Below are 15,646 nucleotides of genomic sequence, written 5' to 3' on the forward strand. Positions count from 1 at the left end.
CCTTGCGGGGCGCAGGAATTACAGTTTCTTGGCTTTCTCGATCGCTTCGTCGATGCTGCCGACCATGTAGAACGCTTGTTCTGGCAGGTGGTCGTAGTCACCTTTGAGGATGCCGCTGAAGCCAGCGATGGTGTCTTTCAGGGAAACGTACTTGCCTGGCGAACCGGTGAAGACTTCGGCCACGAAGAACGGCTGCGACAGGAAGCGCTGGATCTTACGAGCGCGGGCTACCAGTTGCTTGTCGGTCTCGGACAGTTCGTCCATACCCAGGATCGCGATGATGTCCTTCAGCTCTTTGTAGCGCTGCAGAACATACTGAACGCCACGAGCGGTGTCGTAGTGCTCGTTGCCGATCACGTTCGGGTCCAGCTGGCGCGAAGTCGAGTCCAGTGGATCGACCGCTGGGTAGATACCCAGGGAGGCGATGTCACGGGACAGAACGACGGTGGCGTCCAAGTGGGCGAAGGTGGTCGCTGGCGACGGGTCGGTCAAGTCGTCCGCAGGTACGTATACGGCCTGTACGGAGGTGATCGAACCTTCCTTGGTGGAGGTGATGCGCTCTTGCAGAACGCCCATCTCTTCAGCCAGGGTCGGCTGGTAACCTACTGCCGAAGGCATACGGCCCAGCAGTGCGGATACTTCGGTACCGGCCAGGGTGTAACGATAGATGTTGTCGACGAACAGCAGAACGTCGTTACCTTCGTCACGGAACTTCTCAGCCATGGTCAGGCCGGTCAGCGCTACACGCAGACGGTTTCCTGGTGGCTCGTTCATCTGACCGTAGACCAGCGCTACCTTGTCGAGAACGTTGGAGTCCTTCATCTCGTGGTAGAAGTCGTTACCCTCACGAGTACGCTCACCCACACCAGCGAACACGGAGTAACCGCTGTGTTCCATGGCGATGTTACGGATCAGTTCCATCATGTTAACGGTCTTGCCGACACCGGCACCACCGAACAGACCAACCTTACCACCCTTGGCGAACGGGCAAACCAGGTCGATAACCTTGATGCCGGTTTCCAGCAGGTCGTTGCCGCCTGCCTGGTCAGCGAACGAAGGCGCTGGCTGGTGGATACCGCGACGCTCTTCTTCACCGATCGGGCCGGCTTCGTCGATCGGGTTGCCCAGTACGTCCATGATACGGCCGAGGGTGGCCTTACCAACTGGAACGGAAATGGCAGCACCGGTGTCGACGACATCCAGACCGCGCTTCAGGCCTTCGGTCGAGCCCATCGCAATGGTACGAACCACGCCGTCGCCCAGCTGCTGCTGAACTTCGAGGGTGGTTTCCGCGCCTTGTACTTTCAGCGCGTTGTATACACTCGGCACGACGTCACGTGGGAATTCCACGTCGATGACGGCGCCGATGATTTGAACGATACGTCCGCTACTCATAGCTGGATCCTCTGAATATTTGAACCGTTAAACCGCGGCAGCGCCGCCGACGATTTCCGAGATCTCCTGGGTGATCGCAGCCTGACGCGCCTTGTTGTAGATCAGCTGAAGCTCTTTGATCAAATCACCGGCGTTGTCTGTGGCGTTCTTCATGGCGATCATCCGGGCCGCTTGTTCAGCAGCGTTGTTCTCGACCACCGCCTGGTATACCTGCGACTCCACGTAACGCACCATCAAGCCGTCCAGCAGCTCTTTTGCGTCGGGTTCGTACAGGTAATCCCAGTGATGCTTGAGATCCTGATCCGGGGTTGCCACCAACGGTACCAATTGCTCGACCGTCGGCTTCTGGGTCATGGTATTGATGAACTTGTTCGAAACCACGGAGAGGCGATCGATACGGCCGTCCAGGTAGGCGTCCAGCATCACTTTGACGGAGCCGATCAGATCGTTGATCGATGGCTCTTCGCCCAAGTGGCTGATCGCTGCTACGACGTTGCCGCCAAAGATGCGGAAGAAAGTCGCACCCTTGCTGCCGATCACGCACAGGTCGATTTCCACGCCCTGTTCGCGGTTTGCGTTCATGTCCTTGACCAGGGCCTTGAACAGGTTGGTGTTCAAGCCACCGCACAGACCACGGTCACTGCTCACCACGATATAACCGGTGCGCTTTACAGGGCGCTCGATCATGAAGGGGTGGCGGTATTCCGGGTTGGCGTTGGCCAGATGACCGATCACCTGGCGGATACGCTCCGCGTAAGGACGGCTAGCAGCCATGCGCATTTGTGCCTTGCGCATCTTGCTGACCGCCACTTTCTCCATGGCGCTGGTAATTTTTTGCGTGCTTTTGATGCTCGCAATCTTACTGCGAATCTCTTTTGCGCCTGCCATGTATCACCTATCAGGTTAGCAAGCGGGGGCCTGAGCCCCCGCTGCGGCTTACCAGGTCTGGGTGGCCTTGAACTTCTCGATGCCGGCTTTCAGGCCTGCGTCGATTTCGTCGTTGAAGTCACCCTTCACGTTGATCTTCGCCATCAGTTCAGCGTGATCACGGTTGAAGAAGGCGATCAGTGCTTGCTCGAAGCTGCCGATCTTGGAGACTTCTACGTCAGTCAGGAAGCCACGCTCAGCGGCGTACAGCGACAGAGCCATGTCCGCGATGGACATCGGCGCGTACTGCTTCTGCTTCATCAGCTCGGTAACGCGCTGACCATGCTCCAGCTGCTTGCGGGTCGCTTCGTCCAGATCGGAAGCGAACTGGGCGAATGCAGCCAGCTCACGGTACTGAGCCAGAGCGGTACGAATACCACCGGACAGCTTCTTGATGATCTTGGTCTGAGCGGCACCACCTACGCGGGATACCGAAACACCGGCGTTCACTGCAGGGCGGATGCCCGAGTTGAACATGGCCGATTCCAGGAAGATCTGACCGTCGGTGATCGAGATCACGTTGGTCGGAACGAACGCGGAAACGTCGCCAGCCTGGGTTTCGATGATCGGCAGCGCGGTCAGGGAACCGGTTTTGCCAGTTACAGCACCGTTGGTGAACTTCTCGACGTACTCTTCCGAAACGCGCGATGCACGCTCCAGCAGACGGGAGTGGAGATAGAACACGTCGCCTGGGTACGCTTCACGTCCTGGTGGACGGCGCAGCAGAAGGGAGATCTGACGGTAGGCAACGGCCTGCTTGGACAGGTCATCGTAAACGATCAGTGCGTCTTCACCGCGGTCGCGGAAGAACTCGCCCATGGTGCAACCGGCGTATGGCGCCAGGAATTGCAGTGCGGCGGATTCCGAAGCACTGGCAACCACCACGATGGTGTTGGCCAGGGCGCCGTTTTCTTCCAGCTTGCGAACGATGTTGGCAACGGTGGAACGCTTCTGGCCGACAGCTACATAAACACAGAAAATACCGGAGTCTTTCTGGTTGATGATGGCGTCGATGGCCATGGCGGTCTTGCCGATCTGACGGTCACCGATGATCAGCTCACGCTGGCCACGGCCGACAGGGATCATGGCGTCGACGGATTTGTAGCCAGTCTGTACAGGCTGGTCTACCGACTTACGCCAGATCACGCCTGGAGCAACTTTCTCGACCGCATCGGTCTCGGTGTTGCCCAGCGGGCCTTTGCCGTCGATTGGGTTACCCAGTGCGTCGACGACGCGACCCAGCAGTTCCTTACCAACCGGAACTTCCAGGATGCGGCCAGTGCACTTGGCGCTCATGCCTTCGGCGAGGGTGTCATAGGCACCCAGGATCACTGCACCTACGGAGTCTTGCTCCAGGTTCAGGGCCATGCCGTAGACGCCGCCCGGGAACTCGATCATTTCGCCGTACATGACGTCGGCCAGACCGTGGATCCGCACGATACCGTCGGAAACCGAAACGACGGTACCTTCGTTACGGGCTTGAGAGCTCACATCGAGGTTGTCGATGCGGCCCTTGATGATTTCACTAATTTCGGAAGGATTGAGTTGCTGCATTGCTCTGCTGCCCCTTCAAACTCAAGATTTCAATGCTTCGGCCAGTTTCGCGATCTTGCCGCGAACAGAGCCATCGATTACCAGGTCACCAGCGCGGATGACGACGCCGCCAATCAGGCTGGCATCCTCCGACGCGTGCAGGCGCACTTCCTGGCCTAACCGTGCACTGAGAACCTTGGCGAGTTTGTCTTGCTGTTCTTGGTTCAACGCGAAGGCACTGGTGACTTCCACGTCCACGGATTTCTCTTGCTCGGCCTTGTACAGGTCGAACAGAGCGGCAATCTCCGGCAGAAGCAGGAGACGGTCGTTTTCCGCGGCAACATGAATGAAATTCTGTGCCTGTGCATTGAACTTGTCACCGCACACGTCAATGAACGTGGCGGCCTTTTCTGCGCTCGTCAGTCGCGGGGCCTTGAGCAGGCGCTGCATGGTGTCGTCTTGCGACACCGCAGCAGCCAGGCCGAGCATGGCTGACCAATTGGCCAGTTGCTGATGGGCCTGGGCATGCTCAAAGGCAGCCTTAGCGTAAGGTCGGGCCAACGTGGTCAGTTCTGCCATGATCGCCCTCGCTTAAATTTCAGCGGCCAGTTTGTTAACCAGCTCCGCATGCGCGTTTTGATCGATTGTGGCGCCAAGGATCTTTTCAGCACCGCCGACAGCCAGAGCACCCACTTGGGCACGCAGGGCGTCTTTAGCACCGTTCAGTTCCTGTTCGATCTCGGCCAGAGCCTGAGCCTTCACACGGTCAGCTTCGACGCGGGCCTGTTCACGGGCTTCCTCGACAAGCTGAGCAGCGCGTTTCTTGCTTTGCTCAATGATTTCGGCTGCCTGTGCTTTAGCTTCACGCAGTTGCTGACCCGCTTTTTCTTGGGCCAGCTCCAGGTCGCGAGCTGCGCGGTTGGCAGCGTCCAAGCCGTCGGCAATCTTCTTTTGGCGCTCTTGCAGAGCAGTAATGACCGGAGGCCATACGTACTTCATGCAGAAGAGTACAAAAATCAGAAAAGCAACGGATTGGCCAATCAGGGTTGCATTAATGTTCACGCCAACACCTCGCTCGGTCTTAATTCATACAGCCATCAACTCGTGAATACGAGTGATTAGCCGGCGATCTGACCAACGAACGGATTCGCGAAGGTGAAGAACAGAGCGATACCAACACCGATCATGGTTACGGCGTCGAGCAGACCGGCAACGATGAACATTTTGACCTGCAGCATCGGAACCATCTCAGGCTGACGAGCAGCACCTTCCAGGAATTTGCCGCCCAGCAGGCCGAAACCAATGGCGGTACCCAGAGCACCCAGGCCGATCAGCAGAGCAACAGCGATAGCGGTCAGACCAACTACAGTTTCCATCTTTCCTCCCGACTTTTACGTCGTATTGGTTAGGTTTTTAGTTTGAAGCGGTAAAACAAATCGTTTGGAACAGCTGCCCTTGCGGACTTTTTAAGCCCTCCCCCCAAACGAGCGGGGAAGGCTATCAGACACGCCAGGCGGTCTTAATGGTTATCTTCGTGAGCCATCGACAGGTAGACGATGGTAAGCATCATGAAGATGAAAGCTTGCAGGGTGATGATCAGGATGTGGAACACAGCCCACGCCCACTGCAGCACCACACCCAGGCCGCTGAGCCACAGCAGGCCGGAGCCGAACATCACGGCGATCAGGATGAACACCAGCTCGCCGGCGTACATGTTGCCGAACAGACGCAGTGCCAGCGAGATCGGCTTGGCGATCAGGGTGACGAATTCCAGCAGGAAGTTCACCGGGATCAGCAGGATCTGCACGAAGATGTTCTTGCTGCCGAACGGGTGCAGGGTCAGCTCACCGATGAAGCCGCCCAGGCCCTTCACCTTGATGCTGTAGAAGATGATCAGGGCGAATACGCTGAAGGCCATGGCCAGCGTCGCGTTCGGGTCGGTGGTCGACACGGCGCGGAACGGAATGTGCGGGTCACCGGAGATCAGGATGGCCAGCTGAGGAATCCAGTCGACCGGGACCAGGTCGACGGCGTTCATCAGGAATACCCAGACGAAGATGGTCAGCGCCAGCGGTGCGATCACCGGGCTACGGCCGTGGAAGGAGTCCTTCACGCTGCCGTTGACGAAATCGACCATCACCTCGACGAAGTTCTGCAGACCGCCAGGTTGGCCGGAGGTCGCCTTCTTCGCCGCCATGCGGAAGATGAACAGGAAGATCAGACCCAGCGCGACGGACCAACCCAGGGTGTCCAGGTGGAACGCCCAGAAGCCCATTGCCTTGGCTTCTGCAGCCGAATGGGCGAAGCCCCAGCTGCCGTCTGGTAGTTGACCGTAGGTCAGGTTCTGCAAGTGGTGCTGGATATAGCCCGAAGCGGTTTCTGCTGCCATGGTTGCCTCAAACGCCCTAAGGTCTCGAAAGTCTTTTATTCATCAGCAGGGGCGCAAACCAGCTGACCAAAAGGGTCAACACGAAGACGCCGAATACTGCTAACGGCGCCAGTGGCTTCACTCCTGCGAAGGTCAGTGCGAACAGCACTGCCGTCAAAATCATCTTGCCAGCCTCGCCTGCGTAAAACGACTTGACGATGGCTTGTGCCGCCCGGGCTCCGCTAAAGCGAAAAGCCTTCCAGGCGAAATACATGTTGGGTAGCCAGGCAATCAAACCTCCGCAGAGACCTGAATATCCACTGACCGCCCCTTTCCACTGCCACAACACCAACGTTGCCAGCAGCAGTACGACAAATTGAGCCAACAGTACCGGAAAAACCGCCCAGCGATGGAAAGGCAGGCGGTTTGGCGTGCGGATTTCCATCACAACTGCTCCTCGGAAGTCGACCAACAAGTCAGTATCGACTTGGCATAATTTGTGCCGACAAAATGCGCGCAGAGTATAGGGGTGGATTAACCCCTATTCAACTCTTCGGTAGTGATTTCCGACTGCGCGCTACAACGGGAATTGTTTCAGCGGATGTGAGCAAGGACGCCCTGCAACTCGTCAAGCGAATTATATCGAATAACCAACTGGCCTTTTCCCTTGTTCCCATGACGTATCTGCACGGGGGAGCCCAGGCGCTCTGCGAGCCGCTGTTCAAGGCGCTCGATATCCGGATCAGGTTTGCTCGGTTCTACCGGATCAGGTTTGCCGCTGAGCCACTGGCGCACCAGTGCCTCGGTTTGGCGCACGGTGAGGCCGCGTGCGACAACATGACGCGCCCCCTCTTCCTGCCGATCTTCTTCCAGGCCGAGCAAAGCACGGGCGTGGCCCATCTCCAGATCGCCGTGGGCGAGCATGGTCTTGATCGCTTCAGGCAGCGAGATCAGGCGCAGCAAGTTGGCCACGGTAACCCGCGACTTGCCGACGGCATCGGCCACCTGCTGCTGGGTCAACTCGAACTCCTGCTGCAGGCGCTGCAGTGCCAGGGCCTCTTCCAGCGGGTTAAGGTCCTCGCGCTGGATGTTCTCGATCAGGGCCATGGCGATAGCGGCTTCGTCCGGCACTTCACGGACCATTGCCGGGATGGTGTCCAGCCCGGCCTGCTGCGTGGCGCGCCAGCGGCGCTCACCGGCAATGATCTCGAAGCGGTTGCCATCGACCGGGCGCACCACGATCGGCTGCATCACGCCATGGGTGCGGATCGAGTGCGCCAGCTCTTCCAGCGCTTGCGGATCCATGTCCCGGCGCGGCTGGTACTTGCCACGCTGGATCAGCTCGACCGGCAGGTGTTGCAGTTCTTTCTGGTCGATCTTCACAGCCTGCTCTTCGAGCGCGCTGACGGACGGACCACTGAGCAGTGCATCCAACCCACGTCCGAGACCCCGTTTCTTAACGGCCATGCGGATTCCTTAAGTTGTCTGTGCAGTGCGTGATTGACGGCGTTGACGGCGAACCAGTTCCCCGGCCAGGGCCAGGTAGGCCAATGCGCCACGCGATTGCTTGTCGTACGCCAGCGCCGGCATGCCGAAGCTCGGTGCCTCGGCCAGGCGGATGTTGCGCGGAATGACGGTGTCGTACAGCTGCTCGCCGAAGTGTTCCTTGAGCTGCGCCGAAACATCGTTGTTCAGGCTCAGGCGCGGGTCGTACATGGTCCGCAACAAGCCTTCGATCTTCAGCTGAGGATTCAGACGAGCGGCAATGCGCTTGATGTTATCCACAAGGTCGCTGAGACCTTCCAGTGCGTAGTACTCGCACTGCATCGGGATAATCACCCCATCCGAAGCGACCAGCGCGTTGAGCGTCAGCATCGACAGCGACGGTGGGCAGTCGATGAGGATGTAGTCGTAGTTCTCGCGGATCGGCGCCAGGGCATTGCGCAGGCGGCTCTCCTTGACCTGCATTTCCAGCAGCACCACTTCCGCGGCAGTCAGGTCGCGGTTGGCCGGCAACAACTGGAAGCCGCCGTGCTCGGAGTAGTGCATGGCCTGGGCAAGGTCGCATTCCCCGATCAGCAGGTCGTAGACCGAGTGCTCGAGTTCATGTTTGTCCACGCCGCTGCCCATGGTGGCGTTGCCCTGCGGATCGAGGTCGATCAGCAGCACACGACGTTTGGTCGCGGCCAGCGATGCAGCGAGATTGATACAGGTGGTGGTTTTACCCACACCACCTTTCTGGTTCGCGATTGCGAATACCTTAGCCATTGTTGCGTGTGTTCCCAGTCATGCCTTGCGGCGCAGTATCAGCAGATGGCGCTGGCCCTGGCAACCTGGAACGGTCAGGGCCTGCTCGCTTTCCACTGTGAAGTCTGCGGGCAATGCTACCAGTTCATCGGCAGGATGCAGCCCCTTCATTGCAAGCCATTGCGTCCCGGTGTCGCCCAAGTGGCGGGTCCAGTTGGTGAAGTTCTCCATGCTGCTGAAGGCGCGGGAGATGATGCCGCTGAACGGCTGTGGTGGCTGGAAGGCCTCGACCCGGCTGTGGATAACCGTGAGGTTGTCGAGCTTCAACTCCATTTTCACCTGGGTGAGGAAACGGGTTTTCTTGCCATTGGCATCCAGCACGGTCACGCGTTTGTGCGGGTGCAGGATAGCCAAGGGAATACCCGGCATGCCACCACCGCTGCCGACATCCAGCCAGCTGTCGCGCGCGTTGTGGATAAATTCCATGACGCTGAGGCTGTCGAGCAGATGGCGCGAAACCATCTCGTCTGGGTCGCGCACCGCGGTCAGGTTGTACGCTTTGTTCCACTTGATCAACAAGGCCAGGTAGCCGAGCAGACGTTCATGTTGTTCGGCGCTCAGCTCGACACCGAGCTGGCGCGCGCCTGTGGACAACTCTTCAGCGTGTTGCGGGGTGACCAGGGAACTCAAGCGCTTTGCTCCAATTCGCGGCCAGCGCCGCGTTTTTTCAGATGAATCAGCAACAGGGAAATCGCCGCAGGCGTGACGCCTGGGATACGCGAAGCCTGGCCCAGGGTTTCCGGGCGAGTCTGGCCGAGCTTGCCCTGAATCTCCTTGGACAGGCCGGAAATCGTGGTGTAGTCGATATCCACAGGCAGGCGGGTGTCTTCGCTGGCCCGCAGGCGCGCGATCTCATCCTGCTGGCGGTCGATGTAACCGGCGTACTTGGTCTTGATCTCGACCTGTTCGGCAACCTGTGGATCGATCACCTCACCGCCGGTGGCTTCGATCAGCCCGGCGTAGTCGATTTCCGGACGGGCCAGCAGGTTGAGCAGGCTGTATTCGTGGCTCAGTGGGGTACCGAACTTATCCACAACGGCCTGGCCTTGCGGTGTGTTCGGGCGCACCCAGGTCGACTTCAAGCGTTGTTCTTCGCGCTCGATGCCGTCGCGCTTGGCGCAGAACGCCGCCCAGCGCTCGTCGTCAATCAGGCCAAGCTCGCGGCCTTTCTCGGTCAGGCGCAGGTCGGCGTTGTCTTCACGCAGAATCAGCCGGTATTCGGCACGCGACGTGAACATGCGGTACGGCTCCTGGGTACCCAGGGTGATCAGGTCGTCGACCAGTACCCCGATGTACGCCTCGTCACGGCGCGGGCACCAGCTTTCGCGGCCTTGCGCGCGCAACGCGGCGTTGGTCCCGGCCAACAGGCCCTGGGCGCCGGCTTCTTCGTAACCGGTTGTACCGTTGATCTGGCCCGCGAAGAACAGGCCGCCGATGACTTTGGTCTCGAGGCTGTACTTGAGGTCACGCGGGTCGAAGTAGTCGTACTCGATCGCATAGCCCGGGCGGACGATGTGGGCGTTTTCCATGCCGCGGATCGAGCGAACCAGCTGCAGCTGCACGTCGAATGGCAACGAAGTTGAAATCCCGTTGGGGTACAGCTCGTGGGTGGTCAGGCCTTCCGGCTCGATGAACACCTGGTGGCTTTCCTTGTCGGCAAAGCGGTGGATCTTGTCTTCGATCGACGGGCAGTAACGTGGGCCGACGCCTTCGATTACACCGGAATACATCGGCGAACGGTCGAGGTTCGAGGCGATGATTTCGTGGGTGCGCGCGTTGGTGTGGGTAATCCAGCAGCTGACTTGGCGCGGGTGCATCGCCGCGTTGCCCATGAACGACATGACCGGGATCGGCGTGTCGCCCGGTTGCTCGGTCATGACCGAAAAGTCCACCGAACGCCCATCGATACGCGGTGGGGTACCGGTTTTCAGGCGGCCGACGCGCAGCGGCAGTTCACGCATGCGGTGAGCCAGGGCAATCGAAGGTGGATCGCCGGCACGGCCACCAGAATGGTTCTGCAGGCCAATGTGGATAAGGCCGCCGAGGAAAGTGCCGGTAGTCAGTACGACGGAGTCGGCGAAAAAGCGCAGGCCCATCTGCGTGACCACGCCTTTGACCTGGTCCTGCTCGACGATCAGGTCGTCACAGGACTGCTGGAATATCCACAGGTTGGGCTGGTTTTCCAGGATCTCGCGTACCACAGCCTTGTAGATGGCGCGGTCTGCCTGTGCACGGGTGGCGCGCACGGCCGGCCCCTTGCGGTTGTTCAGGACGCGGAACTGGATGCCGCTCTTGTCGGTGGCCAGTGCCATTGCACCGCCGAGCGCATCGATCTCTTTGACCAGATGGCTTTTGCCGATGCCACCGATGGCGGGGTTGCAGCTCATGTGACCGAGGGTTTCCACGTTATGGGTCAGCAGCAGGGTTTTTACACCCATGCGTGCAGACGCAAGCGCAGCCTCGGTACCGGCATGGCCGCCGCCGATGACGATCACTTCAAAACGGGAAGGGAAATCCACCACGCACCTCGTGCCTGTTTTTGCGAATAGAGAAGGTAAGCGGACAAGTATAGGGACTTCACCCCCTCTAAAGAAACCTTATGGGCAAATTTTGACCAGGCTGTGGATGAGTGGCAGACAACAGAAATCAGAGAGAAGAAATTTAAAAAGCTTTGTTTTTATGTTTATTCTTATGCACGTCATGTTCTGTGGATAAGGTTCTGTAGCCCAATATATTCGCTGTGTACAGCAAAATTAAACCCTGTGCCTGGAGTGCCCTGAGGGCTCTGGATAAGCCGATTTAGCCTGTGGATGAAATGCCTATTTACCCACAGGCGGTTTTGTCCTCATGAAAAAAGCAGGGTTATCAACTGAGCCTATGGTGAGTTTTCCACAGGGCTCAGAGCGTAGATTTGCGGTCTTCGCTGGAAATTTTCTTGCCCAGGTACGGGTCAGGTTTCTGGATTACTCGAATTTCAGGCAAAAAAAAGCCGCTCCGTAGGGAGCGGCTGTGGATGGTTCGGCGAAAAAAACTATTTGCCGATGCAGAAACTGGAGAAGATCCGCCCTAGCAGGTCATCGGAACTGAACGCCCCAGTGATCTCGGCAAGCGCTTGTTGTGCCTGCCGCAGGTCCTCGGCCAGCAGCTCTCCAGCACCGGCCAGGGTCAATTGCGCACGGCCGTGTTCCAGGTGAGTGCTGGCCTGATGCAGGGCATCCAGGTGCCTGCGACGGGCGCTAAAGCCGCTCTCGGCGGTCTGTTCATAGCCCATGCACGCCTTCAGGTGATCGCGCAGCAACTGCAGCCCCTGGTCGTCGCCCTTGGCGCTCAAAGTGATCGTCACGTGGCCGTCGTCGCACTGCTCAAGCCCCACCTGCTCGCCACTGAGATCAGCCTTGTTACGTATCAGCGTGACCTTGCCCGGCTCGGGCCGCTGGTCCAGAAACTCAGGCCACAAGGCGAACGGGTCGCAGGCTTCCGGCGCGGTGGAGTCGACCACCAGCAACACCCGATCGGCCTCGCCAATGGCCTTGAGCGCGCGTTCTACACCAATCTTTTCCACATGGTCGTCGGTGTCGCGCAAGCCCGCTGTATCGACCACATGCAGCGGCATGCCGTCGATGTGGATATGTTCACGCAGAATGTCCCGAGTGGTGCCGGCGATGTCGGTGACGATAGCCGCCTCACGCCCGGCGAGGGTGTTGAGCAAGCTCGACTTGCCGGCATTGGGCCTGCCGGCAATCACGACTGTCATGCCGTCGCGCAGCAATGCACCCTGCCCGGCTTCACGCTGCACTGTGGACAACTCGGCGCGCACGGTATCGAGCATCGACAGGACATGGCCATCGGCGAGGAAATCGATTTCTTCCTCAGGGAAGTCGATGGCCGCCTCGACGTAGATACGTAAAGCGATCAGCGCTTCGGTAAGGCTGTGCACACGTTTGGAAAATTCGCCCTGGAGCGAGCGCAGGGCATTGCGCGCCGCCTGGCTGGAGCTGGCCTCGATCAGGTCGGCGATGGCTTCGGCCTGGGCCAGGTCGAGCTTGTCGTTGAGGAATGCCCGCTCGCTGAACTCGCCGGGGCGCGCCAGCCGGCAGCCGACCTGTACGCAACGCTGCAGCAGCATGTCCAGCACCACCGGGCCGCCGTGCCCTTGCAACTCGAGCACGTCTTCGCCGGTGAACGAGTTCGGCCCAGGGAAGAACAGCGCAATGCCCTCATCCAGCACCAGCCCTTCCTCGTCGCGGAACGGGCCGTAATGGGCATGGCGCGGCGTCAGCGTGCGGCCGGTAATGAGCTGGCCAGCCTGGGCTGCTAGTGGCCCGGACAGCCTGACGATGCCCACGCCTCCACGGCCTTGGGCAGTAGCGATGGCAGCGATGGTTTCACGCACAGTGTTCATGCTCGAAAGCCTCTACGACAAAAACGACAGATAGCAAAAACGCCCCCGAGGGGGCGTTTTTATTCACAGGCTAGCGCAGTAGCCCGTCAAGCAGCAGCTTTTTTGGTCGCTGCTTCGATACGGCGGGTGATGTACCACTGCTGCGAAATCGACAGGCAGTTGTTCACAACCCAGTACAGCACCAGGCCAGCCGGGAACCACAGGAAGAAGAAGGTGAAGATGATTGGCATCATTTTCATCACCTTGGCCTGCATCGGATCCGGCGGCGTCGGGTTCAGGCGCTGCTGGATGAACATGGTCGCGCCCATGATGATCGGCAGGATGAAGAACGGATCCTTGATCGACAGGTCGGTGATCCACAGCATCCATGGGGCTTGGCGCATCTCTACGCTTTCCAGCAGTACCCAGTACAGGGCCAGGAATACCGGCATCTGAACCAGGATCGGCAGGCAGCCACCCAGCGGGTTGATCTTCTCTTTCTTGTACAGCTCCATCATCGCCTGGGACATCTTCTGGCGATCGTCACCGAAGCGTTCCTTCAGCGCAGCAAGCTTCGGCGCAACGGCACGCATACGCGCCATCGAGCGGTAGCTGGCAGCCGACAGCGGGAAGAACAGGCCCTTGATGAGCATGGTCAGGACGATGATCGACCAGCCCCAGTTACCCAACAGGCTGTGGATATGTTGCAGCAGCCAGAAGATCGGCTGGGCGATGAACCACAGGAAGCCGTAGTCGACGGTCAGTTCCAGGCCTGGGGACAACTCCTTGAGCTTGGACTGAATTTTCGGACCGGCGTACAGCATCGCGCTGGTTTCGACCTTACCGCCAGCAGGTACGCTGATGGCTGGGCCGGTGTAGCCGATGATGTAGTTGCCCTGGCTGTCCTTGCGCGTCTGAACAACGTTGTTGTCGGACTTGGCAGGGATCCACGCAGTCACGAAGTAGTGCTGCAGCCAGGCAACCCAGCCGCCGGACACATTTTCTTTCAAACTACCTTTGTCGATGTCCTTCATCGACACTTTCTTGTACGGCTCGCCAGCTGTCCACAGGGCAGCGCCCAGGTACGTGGCAGTACCGGTTGCAGTGCTCGAAGATGGATCGCCGCTGGCGTCACGCTTGAGCTGGGCAAACATGTTGCCGCTCCAGGCCTGGCCGCTCTGGTTGTCGATCAGGTAGCTGACGTTCAGGTCGTACTCACCGCGCTTGAAGCTGAAGCGCTTGATGTAGTTGACGCCGTTGTCGCTGAACTTCAGGTCGACTACCAGTTGTTCCTGGCCGTTGGCCAGCTGGTAGGACTTCTGCTCGGCTGCATAGAGCGGACGGCCGGTAGAACGGGCATCCGGGCCATTGGCGCCGGTCAGGCCGCTCTGGGCCAGGTACACACGCTCGCCACCGTTGTCGAACAGCTGGAACGGAATGTCCGGATGGTCCTGACGGCGTGGGTACTTCGGCAGGTTCAGCTGGACGATGTCACCGCCGACTGGGTCGATAGCCAGTTCCAGCACATCGGTCTTGACCCGGATCAGATCCTTGCTGAGTGCAACGGGTGCCAGTTCGGCAGGGCTCGCCTCGCCGTTGGCGCTCGGTACATCGGCGCTGGCGCCGTTGTTTGCGGCAGGTACGCCATCGGGCAGGCCCGGAGCAACTGTGCTGGCAGCAGTATTCTGAGTCGGCAGGGCAGCCTGGCCGTAGTCATCGTTCCACTTCAGGACCATGACGTAGGACACGATTGCCAGGGCGGCGATCAGGATCGTGCGTTTAATATCCATGATTACTCGGCTATCGAAGAAGTTCGGGAGGAAGGCGCGGGGGGAACGGGATCGAAACCACCGTCGTTCCACGGATGACAACGCCCCAGGCGACGAACGGTTAGCCACCCGCCACGCAAGAGGCCATGAGTTTCAATGGCTTCTAACGCATAACAGGAGCAACTGGGGTAGAAACGACAGTGGCTGGCCATCAGAGGACTGATGGCGTAACGGTAAAACTGGATCGGAACGAGGGCCAGTTTACGCATTTTGACTGTCTACCCCTGCGGAATTGGCGTCTGCCGCTGGAGTGGGCCGGCTGCGCGCCAGGCGTTTCCAGAGCTTGCCAAAGTGTTGGTGCAATTCCGGGTTTTCTATCTCACCCAATCCCTTGCGCGCGACGATCACTATGTCCAGGCCAGCCAGCATGTGCTGGTGCAGACGGAAGGAATCGCGCATCAAGCGCTTGAGGCGATTGCGTTGAACAGCGAGCTTGACGCTCTTCTTGCCGATCACCAAGCCGAGGCGTGGGTGATCGAGACCGTTCTCGCGGGCAAGGATCAGCAGGTTTTTCCCTGGAACCTTGCCGGTTGGGGAGTCGAAGACCGCTTTGAAATGCCGGGGTGTAAGCAGTCGCTTTTCCCGACTGAAGTCCTGACTCACCACCTGTGCCGAAAAATCAAATGGCCAGACGCTTACGGCCTTTGGCACGACGACGCGACAGAACAGCGCGGCCGTTCTTGGTAGCCATACGGGCACGGAAGCCGTGGGTGCGAGCGCGCTTGATGGTGCTTGGTTGGAAAGTACGTTTCATGGCGTTGTTACCTGGGTTTGTCGACAACGGGCCGGAATGGCCCCCTTTTTAAGAGATCGGCGATTCTAGAGAAAGCAAGCCAATAGGTCAATTTCCAACCAGCCTTTCCTTATGGATGGTGCCGTGGCTCACCCCCTTCCAACGTTCGTCGG

17 protein-coding genes are annotated in these 15,646 nt (G+C 59.1%); all 17 read right to left on the reverse strand.

The features are described 5' to 3' along the window. Positions 1-18: 18 nt before the first annotated feature. The 17 genes from atpD to rpmH all read right to left on the reverse strand — a co-directional run bounded on the left by atpD (position 19) and on the right by rpmH (position 15,494). Entirely contained in the window at positions 19-1,395 is a 1,377-nt protein-coding gene (gene atpD / locus ABEH27_RS06275; protein WP_016489910.1) for a F0F1 ATP synthase subunit beta, read from the reverse strand. Between the two features lie 27 nt (positions 1,396-1,422). After that, positions 1,423-2,283, reverse strand: a complete 861-nt coding sequence (atpG, locus tag ABEH27_RS06280) for a F0F1 ATP synthase subunit gamma (protein WP_016489911.1) — start codon at positions 2,281-2,283, stop codon at positions 1,423-1,425. Positions 2,284-2,331: 48 nt separating this feature from the next. Next, positions 2,332-3,876, reverse strand: coding sequence for a F0F1 ATP synthase subunit alpha (gene atpA / locus ABEH27_RS06285; RefSeq protein ID WP_021785310.1), 1,545 nt, complete (start codon positions 3,874-3,876; stop codon positions 2,332-2,334). A 21-nt stretch (positions 3,877-3,897) separates the two neighbouring features. Then, the gene (locus tag ABEH27_RS06290; protein WP_003253191.1) at positions 3,898-4,434 is read right to left on the reverse strand and encodes a F0F1 ATP synthase subunit delta; all 537 of its coding nucleotides are present in this window, start codon (positions 4,432-4,434) and stop codon (positions 3,898-3,900) included. A 12-nt stretch (positions 4,435-4,446) separates the two neighbouring features. Beyond that, the gene (locus tag ABEH27_RS06295) at positions 4,447-4,917 is read right to left on the reverse strand and encodes a F0F1 ATP synthase subunit B (RefSeq protein ID WP_172225118.1); all 471 of its coding nucleotides are present in this window, start codon (positions 4,915-4,917) and stop codon (positions 4,447-4,449) included. 56 nt (positions 4,918-4,973) lie between these two features. Next, positions 4,974-5,231, reverse strand: a complete 258-nt coding sequence (gene atpE, locus ABEH27_RS06300; RefSeq protein WP_003097235.1) for a F0F1 ATP synthase subunit C — start codon at positions 5,229-5,231, stop codon at positions 4,974-4,976. 143 nt (positions 5,232-5,374) lie between these two features. Further along, a complete protein-coding gene (gene atpB / locus ABEH27_RS06305) occupies positions 5,375-6,244 on the reverse strand; it encodes a F0F1 ATP synthase subunit A (protein ID WP_016489912.1) in 870 nt (289 codons plus the stop codon). Positions 6,245-6,260: 16 nt separating this feature from the next. Beyond that, positions 6,261-6,668, reverse strand: coding sequence for a F0F1 ATP synthase subunit I (locus tag ABEH27_RS06310; protein WP_012316950.1), 408 nt, complete (start codon positions 6,666-6,668; stop codon positions 6,261-6,263). Between the two features lie 149 nt (positions 6,669-6,817). Then, positions 6,818-7,690, reverse strand: a complete 873-nt coding sequence (locus ABEH27_RS06315) for a ParB/RepB/Spo0J family partition protein (RefSeq protein ID WP_346612728.1) — start codon at positions 7,688-7,690, stop codon at positions 6,818-6,820. Between the two features lie 9 nt (positions 7,691-7,699). Beyond that, positions 7,700-8,491 (reverse strand): ParA family protein, encoded by a 792-nt coding sequence (locus ABEH27_RS06320; protein ID WP_016394317.1) that lies wholly within the window; start codon positions 8,489-8,491, stop codon positions 7,700-7,702. An 18-nt stretch (positions 8,492-8,509) separates the two neighbouring features. Next, positions 8,510-9,160 (reverse strand): 16S rRNA (guanine(527)-N(7))-methyltransferase RsmG, encoded by a 651-nt coding sequence (rsmG, locus tag ABEH27_RS06325; RefSeq protein WP_346612729.1) that lies wholly within the window; start codon positions 9,158-9,160, stop codon positions 8,510-8,512. After that, positions 9,157-11,049, reverse strand: a complete 1,893-nt coding sequence (gene mnmG / locus ABEH27_RS06330) for a tRNA uridine-5-carboxymethylaminomethyl(34) synthesis enzyme MnmG (protein ID WP_346612730.1) — start codon at positions 11,047-11,049, stop codon at positions 9,157-9,159. The genes rsmG and mnmG overlap by 4 nt, the downstream gene beginning before the upstream one ends. A 512-nt stretch (positions 11,050-11,561) precedes the next feature. Beyond that, on the reverse strand, positions 11,562-12,932 hold the full coding sequence (gene mnmE / locus ABEH27_RS06335; protein ID WP_346612731.1) for a tRNA uridine-5-carboxymethylaminomethyl(34) synthesis GTPase MnmE: 1,371 nt from the start codon (positions 12,930-12,932) through the stop codon (positions 11,562-11,564). A gap of 86 nt (positions 12,933-13,018) precedes the next feature. Continuing rightward, positions 13,019-14,701 carry a membrane protein insertase YidC gene (gene yidC / locus ABEH27_RS06340; protein ID WP_346612732.1) on the reverse strand — a complete coding sequence of 561 codons (1,683 nt, stop codon included), beginning with the start codon at positions 14,699-14,701 and terminating at the stop codon, positions 13,019-13,021. Between the two features lie 2 nt (positions 14,702-14,703). Further along, entirely contained in the window at positions 14,704-14,949 is a 246-nt protein-coding gene (gene yidD, locus ABEH27_RS06345; RefSeq protein ID WP_080516506.1) for a membrane protein insertion efficiency factor YidD, read from the reverse strand. Beyond that, positions 14,942-15,346 carry a ribonuclease P protein component gene (gene rnpA, locus ABEH27_RS06350; RefSeq protein WP_346612860.1) on the reverse strand — a complete coding sequence of 135 codons (405 nt, stop codon included), beginning with the start codon at positions 15,344-15,346 and terminating at the stop codon, positions 14,942-14,944. Before rnpA ends, yidD begins: the two co-directional genes overlap by 8 nt. A 13-nt stretch (positions 15,347-15,359) precedes the next feature. Next, positions 15,360-15,494: a 50S ribosomal protein L34 gene (gene rpmH / locus ABEH27_RS06355; protein ID WP_003253163.1), complete on the reverse strand. Its 135-nt coding sequence runs from the start codon at positions 15,492-15,494 to the stop codon at positions 15,360-15,362. Positions 15,495-15,646 lie beyond the last annotated feature (152 nt).

It is taken from the genome of Pseudomonas sp. P39-UII1 (assembly GCF_039672635.1).
GTDB lineage: Bacteria > Pseudomonadota > Gammaproteobacteria > Pseudomonadales > Pseudomonadaceae > Aquipseudomonas.